The 11129-nt window shown below is 63.4% G+C and carries 8 protein-coding genes; 5 read left to right on the top strand and 3 right to left on the bottom strand.

From position 1 onward, the window contains the following. Positions 1 to 20 precede the first annotated feature (20 nt). The 5 genes from AC2VLV_RS04515 (at position 21) to AC2VLV_RS04535 (ending at position 9177) form a co-directional block, all read left to right on the top strand. Positions 21 to 575 carry a JAB domain-containing protein gene (locus AC2VLV_RS04515; protein WP_486988837.1) on the top strand — a complete coding sequence of 185 codons (555 nt, stop codon included), beginning with the start codon at positions 21 to 23 and terminating at the stop codon, positions 573 to 575. Between the two features lie 33 nt (positions 576 to 608). Next, on the top strand, positions 609 to 1028 hold the full coding sequence (locus AC2VLV_RS04520; RefSeq protein WP_486988838.1) for a DUF6573 family protein: 420 nt from the start codon (positions 609 to 611) through the stop codon (positions 1026 to 1028). A 132-nt stretch (positions 1029 to 1160) separates the two neighbouring features. Beyond that, complete coding sequence (locus AC2VLV_RS04525) at positions 1161 to 4457, top strand: site-specific DNA-methyltransferase (RefSeq protein ID WP_486988839.1); 3297 nt, start codon at positions 1161 to 1163, stop codon at positions 4455 to 4457. Further along, positions 4454 to 6382, top strand: coding sequence for an ATP-binding protein (locus AC2VLV_RS04530; RefSeq protein ID WP_486988840.1), 1929 nt, complete (start codon positions 4454 to 4456; stop codon positions 6380 to 6382). Before AC2VLV_RS04525 ends, AC2VLV_RS04530 begins: the two co-directional genes overlap by 4 nt. Then, positions 6379 to 9177 (top strand): BPTD_3080 family restriction endonuclease, encoded by a 2799-nt coding sequence (locus AC2VLV_RS04535; RefSeq protein ID WP_486988841.1) that lies wholly within the window; start codon positions 6379 to 6381, stop codon positions 9175 to 9177. Before AC2VLV_RS04530 ends, AC2VLV_RS04535 begins: the two co-directional genes overlap by 4 nt. Positions 9178 to 9246: 69 nt before the next feature. Here the strand turns inward: AC2VLV_RS04535 and AC2VLV_RS04540 are convergent, their stop codons facing one another. Genes AC2VLV_RS04540 through AC2VLV_RS04550 form a run of 3 tightly spaced genes read right to left on the bottom strand, consistent with a single transcriptional unit; the run spans position 9247 to position 10955 of the window. After that, positions 9247 to 9570, bottom strand: a complete 324-nt coding sequence (locus AC2VLV_RS04540; protein ID WP_486988842.1) for a helix-turn-helix domain-containing protein — start codon at positions 9568 to 9570, stop codon at positions 9247 to 9249. Continuing rightward, a complete protein-coding gene (locus AC2VLV_RS04545) occupies positions 9542 to 9937 on the bottom strand; it encodes a type II toxin-antitoxin system RelE/ParE family toxin (protein WP_486988843.1) in 396 nt (131 codons plus the stop codon). The genes AC2VLV_RS04540 and AC2VLV_RS04545 overlap by 29 nt, the downstream gene beginning before the upstream one ends. Positions 9938 to 9977: 40 nt before the next feature. Then, the gene (locus AC2VLV_RS04550) at positions 9978 to 10955 is read right to left on the bottom strand and encodes a tyrosine-type recombinase/integrase (RefSeq protein WP_486988844.1); all 978 of its coding nucleotides are present in this window, start codon (positions 10953 to 10955) and stop codon (positions 9978 to 9980) included. Between the last annotated feature and the right edge of the window lie 174 nt (positions 10956 to 11129).

Genomic DNA, 11129 nt, shown 5'->3' on the forward strand with positions numbered 1-11129 from the left:
CCACAACCGGAGGGCACGGCATGAACAAGCAGACGAACCGGACGACCACCGCAGACGCGGCGACAGGCCAAGGCAAGAGCGAGGGTCTCACCAGCAGGCAGGTGTGGGACGAGCAGGCAGCAGGCTACAGCACCGCGTCAGGCGCGGAAGCAGCGATTCTTGAACAGGCCGAAGCAATCTTGCGCAAACGGTTCGAGCGACTCGGGACCATGAGCCAACCGAGCGATGCAAGCGCATGGCTGCGTGTGCGTCTGGCGTGCCGTGACAGCGAAGCGTTTTGCTGCCTTTTCCTCGACAACCGGCACCGGGTTTTAGGTTTTGAAGAGCTGTTCCACGGGACGATTGACGGGGCATCCGTACCACCCCGTGAAGTCGTGCGGGCTTGCCTGCAACACAACGCCGCCGCCGTGATCTTTGCGCATAACCACCCGTCGGGCGTGAGCGATCCCAGCGCCGCAGACGTGGCGCTGACGAACACGCTCAAACAAGCGCTGGACTTGATCGGAACGCGCGTTCTCGACCATCTCGTGATCGGCGAGAAGGTCACGAGCCTTTCCCAACGCGGCCTGATGTGATCTGCGACAACCCGACCACACGGAGACGACACCATGAACGATCAAGACAACGACCTCGTGCGCGAGCTATTCGGCGAGCCGATCAGTACCTACACCCGCGCGGAGGCGATTAACGACGGCACCCTGATCGATGTCAGCACCGAGGCGCGCGCACTGGGCATCCGCCACCCCGTGGCATTGACTCGTGCTGCATGGGCGGATTGCGTCGACTGGCAGAATGAAGACAGCAGCCGCCAAATTCACCAAGACATCGCCGGGCGCCTGCACGATGTGCTGTGGATGTTTCGCTGCGCCGCTCGCCACGCTAGCGGCGAGCGCATTCGATTTTCACTCTACCGCGTGCCCCGCGGCGGACGCGCGACGCGGCCACGGCTGACGATGCTTGCGGCCGTGATCGGCCCTGGAGACTTGGGCGAGCCGGTACTGACGATCATGCTGCCCGGTGAAGATTGATCCCAGGCGGCACATCCCTGTGTTGGGTCAGAGACTGCTGATTGCGGCCGCTGGTCCAATTCACGCGGCAAGCGCATGGCGGGCTCGCTATGCTTGCCCCGCTGCAAGACGCGACGAAGGGGAAGGAACGCAATGCCCGAAATCACCCAGGACGACATCCAGCGCGTGCTGTTGGCCGCGACACCCGAAGATGGCAGCAGCATCGGCAACCAGGCGCTGCGCGCGCTGATCGCCACGGTGCTGGAAAGTGAGATTTCCGAGGCGACTTACTTTGTCGCGCGCGATGCCCTGCTGGCACAAGGCCTGCTCGCGCTGGGTCGCGGCCGTGGCGGCTCGGTGCGTCGCATCATCAGCGTCGAACCCGGCGCGCTGGCACTGGAATCGCAAACCGTGCCCGATGCCGCCAAGCAGCCCAGACCGCAACAGCGCGGCCTGCCGCTGAGCGCGCGCAAGCCCGGCGAACCCACCCGCCCCAAGCGCAGCAAGGGAGAGGAGAAACTCAGCGCCTACCGCCACAAGGATCACCGCACCAACAACCCCGAGGTCGGCCTGGTCACGCCCGACGACGATCCCGGCCAGCCCAAAACCGCCTGGGCCTACGACCCGCACCTCGATCCTGCGCTGCAGTTCGACAGCGGCCGCGCCGAACTCGAGGCGCTGATCGACGATGCACTGTCCAGCGGCGACACCGACACCATGCGCGCCGCGCTCGCCGAACTGAAGCGCCGCGCCGCGCCCTACCTCAACTGGGCCGGCAAGGCCGAGCGCACCCGTTTTGCGGTGGACACCGTCAGCCTGCACGTGCACGAGCGCATCGACCCGGCCACCATCCTGGCTGCGTTGCGCAAGCGCCTGCGCGCGGGCAAGGCCGGCGTTGCCGATGCGCCTCATCAGGACGACTGGCTGCAGGCCTGGTTCGAGCAGCCGCTGCCGCTGCACGAGGCCATCGAGTTCTACAAGCACGACCGCGGCTGGTCCAACCGCCTGATCGCCGGAGACAGTCTGTTGGTGATGAACAGCCTGCTCACCAAGGAAGGCATGGCCGGGCAGGTGCAGATGATCTACATCGACCCGCCCTACGGCATCAAATACGGCAGCAACTTTCAGCCTTTCATCAACAAGCGCGACGTCAAGGACCGCAAGGACGAAGATCTGACCGCCGAGCCCGAGATGATCAAGGCCTTCCGGGACACCTGGGAGCTGGGCATCCACTCCTACCTGACTTACCTGCGCGACCGGCTGTTGCTGGCGCGGGAGCTGTTGCACGAATCGGGCAGCGTGTTTGTGCAGATCGGCGATGAGAATGTTCACCTCGCGCGCAATCTTCTTGACGAAATATTCGGCACTGAAAACCTGGTTGCGGAGATTATTGCCGTCAAGACATCGAGCGCCACTTCAGAATACTTGGCAGGAGTAGCTGACATCGTCCTCTTCTACGCCAGAGACAAATCGAAGCTGAGGTATCGACAACTCTTCACCGACAAGACCCTTGGAGGTGAAGGAACGACTCAGTACACCTGGGTGGTGTCGAAAGAAACAGGTGAGCGCCGTCGCATGACGTCCACTGAACGCGCGCAGCCATCAGAACTTCAGTCCGAGCTCGAAGTATTTGCGGCAGACAATCTGACCAGTCAACGTCCTCCAGGTGATTTCCCAGTTTCTCATCAGGGAAAAGACTTCGTGCCGGGTAAGGGGTACTGGAAAACTCACTCAAATGGATTTGGGCGTCTAAGCGTGGCGAGCAGGCTCGAACCGATCGGGAACTCGTTGATGTACCGCCGAATGCTCAACGACTTTGGCGTCTCCCCGATTAACAACATCTGGCGAGATGTGTTGATGACAGGTTTTTCTGAGGACAAGGTCTACGTAGTGCAAACTGGCCAAAAGATTGTTGAACGCTGTCTACTGATGACCACCGACCCTGGTGACCTCGTACTCGATCCCACCTGCGGCTCGGGCACGACGGCTGTTGTTGCCGAAAAGTGGGGCCGCCGCTGGATCACCTGCGACACCTCGCGCGTCGCCGTGACGCTCGCCAAGCAGCGCCTGATGACGGCCAGCTACGACTACTACGACTTGCGCTATCCCAACGAGGGCCTGAAGGCGGGCTTCATCTACAAGACGGTGCCGCACGTCACCCTGAAGTCCATCGCCAACAACCCCGAGATCGACGAGATCTACGCGCGCCTGCACTCGGCCATCGAGCAGGCGCTGGGCGAGTTGAACGCGGCACTGCGCGCGCAGCCGCCGGCGCCATTTGCGGTGACCGAAGGCGGGCGCAAGGGCGCGAAGATCGACTTCGCCGCGCCGGCCAGCAAAACCGTCAAGTTGCCCTCGGGCGAGGACGCGCCCGCCAGCGCGCTGCTGGAATGGGAGGTGCCGTTCGACTTCCCTGCCGACTGGCCGCAGGGCGCGCACGCTGCGTTCGATGCCTTTCACGTCGCGCGCCAGGCCATGCAGCGGCGCATGGACCAGTCCATCGCCGCGCACGCCGATCAGGAGACGCTATACGATCAGCCGCAGGTGAACCGCCACAAGCTGCGCATCACCGGCCCACTCACGGTCGAAGCCGTGCCATTTGCCACGGTGCAGGCGCTGGGCGACGAGGTGCCGCCACGCGAAGCCGACGCCAGCGTAGCACGCTCGGGCGAGTCGGCCCGCCAGCACGGCTGGCGCGACGAACTGCTGAAAACCGGCATTCGCGGCCGTGGCGGGCAGATGCTGAAATTCGCCGAGCTGGAGACGCTGCCCGGCACGCGCTACCTGCACTGCACCGGCACCATGGCCGACAGCGGCGAGCGCGTGGTGGTGAGCTTCGGCCCCGAGTACGCCGCGCTGGAACGGCGCCAGGTGGAGCTGGCCATGCGCGAGGCCGGCGAGCTGTTCCCGCGGCCCAAGATGATCGTGTTCTGCGCCTTCGTGTTCGACCCCGAGGCCGCCAAGGACATCGACGCCACCAAGGGCATCGTGGCGCTCAAGGCCGAAATGAACACCGATCTGCTCACCGCCGATCTCAAGAAGGCCCGCGCCAGCAACCAGAGCTTCTGGCTGATGGGCCAGCCCGAAGTGGAGCTGCGACGGCGCAAGGACGGGCAGTACGAGGTGGAGGTGCACGGCTTCGACTACTTCGACACCGCGCGCGGCGAGCTGATCTCGGGCGGCAAGGGCAAGATCGCCGCGTGGATGCTGGACACCGACTACGATCAGCGCAGCCTGTTCCCGCGCCAGGTGTTCTTTCCGATGGCCGGAGCCAAGGACGGCTGGAACAAGCTGAAGCGTGACATCAAGGCTGAGCTCGACGAAAGCCTGATGGAGCGGTTCCACGGCACCGTCAGCTTGCCCTTCGAGCCCGGCGAGCACCGCCGCATCGCGGTGAAGATCGTCGACGACCGCGGCATCGAGTCGCTGAAAGTGATCACGCTGGAATGAGCCCGCAGGAACAACAACTGGAGCTGTTCGACGAACTGTCCCAGGACGAGGGCTACGACGTCGAATACAAGTCCGCCCGCGGCGGCCTGCCGGGCAGCTTGTGGCAAACGTACAGCGCGTTCGCGAACAGCAACGGTGGCACGATCTGGCTGGGCGTGGTGCAAAACAAGGACGGGCGCCTTGAATTGGAGGGTGTTAGTGACGCGGCGAAGCTCCGCAGTCAGCTGTGGGATCTTCTGCACAACCGCCAGAAGGTCAGCCGCAATCTGCTGCAGGAATCCGACATCACGCCAGTTCAAGAGCGCCCATCCGGCCCTGTCCTGATTCACATCAAGGTGCCGCGCGCCACGCGCAGGGACCGCCCGGTCTACATTGGCCCCAACCCTTTTGCCGGTACCTATCGGCGCAATCACGAGGGCGATTACCTCTGTACCGAGGACGAGGTGCGCCGCATGTTCGCGGACCAGTCCGACGAACCCAGCGACAGCCGCATCCTGGAAGGCTTCACACTGGATGATCTGCACCTTGAATCGATCCAGCAATACCGCAACCGGTTTGCCTCGCTCAGACCCACGCATCCGTGGCTGCAGGAAGACGACCGCGGCCTGCTGGAAAAGCTAGGTGGCTGGCGCAGGGACCGCAGCAGCGGCCGCGAAGGCATCACTGCTGCCGGTTTGCTGATGTTTGGCCGTGGACAGGCCATCCAAGATCCTGCGGCGGTGCCGGGTTTCCATCTCGACTACCGCGAGCACTTCACCGATGACCCCGCCGTGCGCTGGACCGACCGACTGACCATCGACGGTACATGGGAGGGCAACCTGTTCCAGTTTTATCAGCGCGTCATCGTGCGGCTGTCATCAGGGCCGGGCGTGCGCCAACCGTTTCAGTTGGACACCGAAGGCTATCGACAAACCACCACACCCGTGCATGAAGCGCTGCAGGAGGCGCTGGTCAACGCGCTAATCCATGCCGACTACAGCGGCCAGGGCGGCATCGTGATCGAGCGCTACGCGGACCACATCGACTTTTCCAATCCGGGCACCCTACTGCTGTCCCGCGAGCAGTTGCTGCAGGGAAGCATCAGCGAGTGTCGCAACAAGTCGCTGCAAAGGATGTTCCAGATGCTGGGCGTGGGCGACAAGGCCGGCTCGGGCATTGCCAAGATTCGCCAGAGCTGGGCTGCGCAGCATTGGCGATCACCGCGGCTGCGCGAGACCTTGCGACCTGATCGTGTGGTGCTTGAGCTGCCCATGATCAGCATGTTGCCACCCGAGGCGATCCAAGCCCTGCAGCGCCGCTTTGGGCAGGACGTTCAGAGCCTGCTTACGCCCGAACAGATTCAGGTGCTGGTTTCAGCCGCTCAAGACGGCACGATCACCAACCAGAGCCTGCAGGACATCCTGACGTTGCACCCCAGGGACATCACGTTCCTGCTGAAGGGTTTGGTGCAGAATGGTTATCTGGTGGCCGACGGCGCGCGGCGCGGTATGAAATACACGCTCGGCGGGGCGGATCCAGCGACCTCGAGGTACCCGGATACAGCCCTGAGCTTCCCGGATATCGCCTTGAGCTCTCCGGATATCTCGCCGAGCTCCCCGGATAGCGGACCGGGTTCCGCGGGAGCCGCTGGATCTGTCGATCTGGCGCGAATGCATGAGCAACAGGCACCCGCGGCGGTCCGGGTACGGGCAACCCGCCGTGCCAACCCGAATTTGGTAAGAACCGCCATTCTCGAACTCTGCTCGAATCGCTACCAGGGCCTCAATGATCTGGCAGCAGCCTTGGATCGCAAAGCCGAAACGTTGCGTGATCAATATGTTGCCCCGATGGTGCGCGAGGGGCTTCTAGAGTCGCTGCATCCCAACACGCCCAACCATCCGCAGCAGGCTTATATCAAACGTGCAACCAAAGCTGGTGACGCATGAGCACGCCAGCCTCGCTGATCGTCAATCGCCCCTACGAAGCGCCCAGCCGGTACTGGGTAGAGCGCAGCGGCCAACTGGTGTTGATGGAGGGCCGGCGCCCCGCCGGCTACGAGATTTTCGACACCCGCAACAACACCCGACGCACCGAGCCGCTGGAGCTGGTCAACCGCATCCGCGAGCGCGTGGAAGCCTGGCGCGCGGCCGATTACCCCGGCGTCACCAGTGTCACCCGCAGCCTGCTCGAGCACTGGAATGATCGCGAGGCGCGGCAGTACCCGTTCTACTTCTGCCAGCTCGAGGCCATCGAGACTTTGATCTGGTACGTCGAGGCCAGCACCGAGTTCAAGCAGGGCGTCTTCGTACCCGGCGATGGCGGCCCATGGGAGCGCCTGTGCAGCAAGATGGCCACCGGCAGCGGCAAGACCACGGTGATGGCGATGATCATCACCTGGCAAGTGCTGAATGCGCTGACCTACCCGAAGCGCAGTAAGGACTTCACGCGCGCGATTTTCATCGTGGCGCCGGGACTGACGGTGCGCGAGCGGCTGCAGGTGCTGTATCCCGGCAACCGCGCCAACGTCTACGACGAGTTCGAGCTGTGCCCGTCCGATGCCCTGCGCCAGCGCCTGAACCAGGCCGAGATGCTGGTGGAGAACTGGCACACGCTGATGCCGCTGAAAGAGCCCGAGCGCTCGGTGGTGCGCAAGGGTGCCGAGTCTGACGAGGCCTACACCCGGCGCGTGCTGGGCAAGCTCGCTGGTTTCCGCGACCTGGTGGTGATCAATGACGAGGCGCACCATGCTTACCGCACGCCGGCCGATACCAAGATCAGCAAACGCGAGGCCGAGGAGCGGGGCATCGATCTGGACGAGGCCACGCGCTGGATCGAGGGCCTGGATCGCCTGCACAAGACGCGCCGCATCCAGCGCTGCTTCGATCTTTCGGCGACGCCGTTCGCGCCCACCGGCCGCACCAACACCGACGAAGGCTTGTTCGGCTGGATCGTGTCGGATTTCGGCCTCAACGACGCCATCGAGGCCGGGCTGGTGAAAACGCCTCGCGTAGTCGTACGCGACAGCGCGGTGCCCAACGCCGCCACGTTGCGCCCCAAGCTGTATCACCTGTACCGCGAGCGCGAAGTCCACGAGGACTTGAACCGGCGCGGCGCGCAGCCACACGAGGCGCTGCCGCAGTTGGTGCAGCACGCCTACACGCTACTGGGCGCGGACTGGCGCGAAACCGCGCGTGCATGGCAAGAGGCCGGGCATACGGTTCCACCGGTGATGCTGACGGTGTGCAATCGCACCGAGACGGCTGCGCGCATCGAGCATTACTTTGCGCAAGGCCACGCCTGGTGGCAGGAGCTGCATGCGCGCACGCGCCTGCTGCGCGTGGATTCCAAGGTGCTGGAAAAGGCCGAGCTGGGCGAGAGCGCCGCCGCTGACAAGGACTACGAGGCACAACTGCAAGCCATCGTGTGCGACTCGGGTCTGCCCGCCGAGCGCCATGCCGAGCTGCTGGCACAGCCCAAGGAGGACGTGCTGCGCGCCATCGTCGACACCGTGGGCAAGATCGGCAAGGCGGGCCAGAACCTGCAGAACGTGATTTCTGTGGCGATGCTGTCCGAGGGCTGGGACGCCAAGAACGTCACCCACATCATGGGCCTGCGCGCTTTCACCAGCCAACTGCTGTGCGAGCAGGTGATCGGACGTGGCCTGCGGCGCGTGGGCTATGAAACCGACGAGAACGGCCTGTTCCTGCCCGAGTTTGTCAACGTGTTTGGCGTGCCGCTGTCGATCTACCAGGACATCAGCGGCGGCGTGGCGCCACCGCCGCCCAAGCCCAGCACGCAGATCGAGTCGCTGCCCGAGCGCAATGCCTACGAGATCCGCTGGCCGAACGTGCTGCGCATCGATCCGGTGATGCGTGAGGAGCTGGACGTGCACTGGGATGCCATGCAGCCGCTGCAGATCGATCCGGCGAAAACACCGATCAGCGCGGACCTGGCACCGGCGTTGGGTGGCGCTTCGGACATGAGCAAAGTGCAGCGCGTCGACCTTGAGCAGTTGCCGGATGATTTCCGTTTGCAGCGGCTGATGTTCCGTGCCTCGCGCCGCGCCTTTGAGGATGCACGTGCCGGCTACAAAGGCAACCCGGACTACCTCAGCATGCAATTGGTGCAACTGATGGACCGGTTCTTCAATTCCGACAAGCTGGTGATCCCTTCGCTGTACCACCAGGAACCGCTGCGCAAGCGCATCCTGCTGGCGCTGAACCTTGAGCAGATCGTGCAGCACCTAATGCGCCACGTATATGCCCGCAACGCCGAGCGCGTCGAGCTGGTGTTCGACGAAGACCGCCCGATCGGCAGCACGCGCGAGATGTCGACCTGGTACACGACCAAGCCGACCATCGCCACGGTGAAGTCGCAAATCAACTACATGGTGGGCGACAGCTCATGGGAAGGCCACACCGCCAACGTGCTGGAGACGACGGACCAAGTCGAGGCCTACGTCAAGAACGATCACCTCGGCTTCCAGATCTACTACCTCTGGAACGGCTCGCGCCGGCGCTACCTGCCCGATTTCTTGATTCGCTTGGCCAACGGCAAGACGCTGGTGCTGGAGATCAAGGGCGTGGACAGCGAGCAGAACAAGGCCAAGCGCGCCGCACTTGATGCCTGGGTGCGCGGCGTCAACGAGAAGGGTGGCTTCGGGCCATGGTGCTGGGATGTGGCCTTCGAGCCGTATCAGATCCAGGACATCCTGGCTAAGCACGAGGATCTCCAGCAGTGAAAGACCAAAGGCGGGGCGCGGAAGCCCCCCACCTTTTTGGATCGTACGATCCAAAATCGCGTGCACGTTTTAAGCGAGCGCTTGCAATCCGTGTTTGCGCGCGATCGCAAGCAGCTTGAGTGCCATCCCACTCGGCCGCTTGGCGCCAGTCTCCCACTTCTCGATGGTGCTTTCACTCGTGTTGAGGTAACGCGCGAAGACGGGCTGACTGACGCTGAAGCTCTCGCGTAGTTGCTTGATCTGCTGTGGTGCGATAGTCGGTGGCACGGCCAGGCAGGATTCGTCGAAGTGACGCATCGTGGCCTTATTGATCGCACCCACCTTGTGCAGCGCCGCTGCTGACCGATGGATGGCCTCGAAGGCATCACTCTTGTACTGGGTGCTTTTGGGCATGACAGATCTCCACGAGATGTTTGTCGAGCAACAGCCGTGCGAGCTGGTGCGCGGGGAGCTTTGCGTAACTCTTGGCGAGGTTCCGGAACGCGGCCAGCTCGTCATCCTCGATGTTGTCCCTGTCCTTTTTGGCGAACAGGTATTCGTAGATCCAATGCTCGCCACCCTTTGCGAGGATGATGGCTCGATGCCTGTTCTTGTTCAGGCGCTTCTTGAACACGCCACCGCCCAAGTCGTCTGCCTGGCCCCTTATCACCTGCTGGATGGCTTCGCACAGCGTTTCATCCGCGATGCCGGCTTTCTTCGCCGCCTTGGAAAACCAGGCGGTTTTGAATGCGCGAGCCATCATCCGGGGCGCTTGAGGCATGCGTAAATGTAGCACTAGGTGCTTCTATTTGCAAGCCTGCCTACCCCAGCTTCTTCGCCAGATCGGTTGCCCGCGGATGGTAGTAGCGCTTGAGCATGCGCAGATCCTTGTGACCGGTGACAGCCGCCAGCTCGAGCACGTTCGACAGCTTCTCGGCAAGCCGACTGGTCGCCTCGTGGCGCAGATCGTGCAGGGTGACGTTCTCGATCTTTGCCCGCTCTGCTGCTCGCTCGAAGGCCTGAGTGACCGAATCCGGCTGCAGCCCGAACACCCGGCCATCAATGCGTCGTGGCAGCGCGTGCAGCACGTCGATGGCGCGGCTGGAGAGTGGCGCGGTGCGCGAGTCGCCATTCTTGGTACGCGGCAGATGCGCCGTGGAAGCGTGCAGATCCACGTGCTCCCAACGCAGCACGCATAGCTCGCCGCGTCGCATGGCGGTCTCAACTGCCAGGTGGATGAAGGAGGCGAGTTCCGCCGATCCAGTGGCTGCGCAGATGGCCTCGATTTCGGCTTCGCTCACGCGGCGCTCGCGGGCGTTCGCAACGTGTGGCTTGGTGACGGCCTCGATAGGATTGGCGAGTGACTCCATGCCCCACTCGCGACGTGCCACGTTGAACACGCGCGAGAGGACGGCCATGCGCCGCACGATGGTTGCCGGCGCGTGTCCCACCGCAGTCCAGGCATCGCGGGCAGCGGCCACGTCGGCGCTGCGTACGCGCGCCATGGCGCGGCTGGCGAAGGGCAGGGCGCGCAGCGCATCCACATGCGAGCGTTCCCGCGCCGGGTCGCGCTTGCGCGGAACGTGCTCGCGTACGTAGCGATCCAGGCACTCGGTCAACGTTGTGCTCTCGGCCTCGCTGCTGTCACGCCACACGCCGCGCTCCTGCTCGGATTCGAGCTTGCGCGCCCAAGCCTCGGCGCTGGCCTTGGTTTTGAATGTGCGGGAGAGCGGCGGCTGACCCTGCCGCCGCACCTTGGCCTGCCACCGGCCGGAAGCGCGCTGTGTGATCGACGCCATGGGCTTCTTACTGTCCCCGTTTTGTCCCCGAAAACGTAAAAGTACCATGAAAACAGCATTAATGCTAGATGTAATTTAGCATTCGTAATGCGTAGGTCGTAGGTTCGACTCCTATCTCCGGCACCAAAATCAATCAATTACGAACAAGGCCCGACCGAAAACCGGGCCTTGTTC

The sequence above is a fragment of the Thiomonas sp. TH-17 genome (assembly GCF_057473305.1).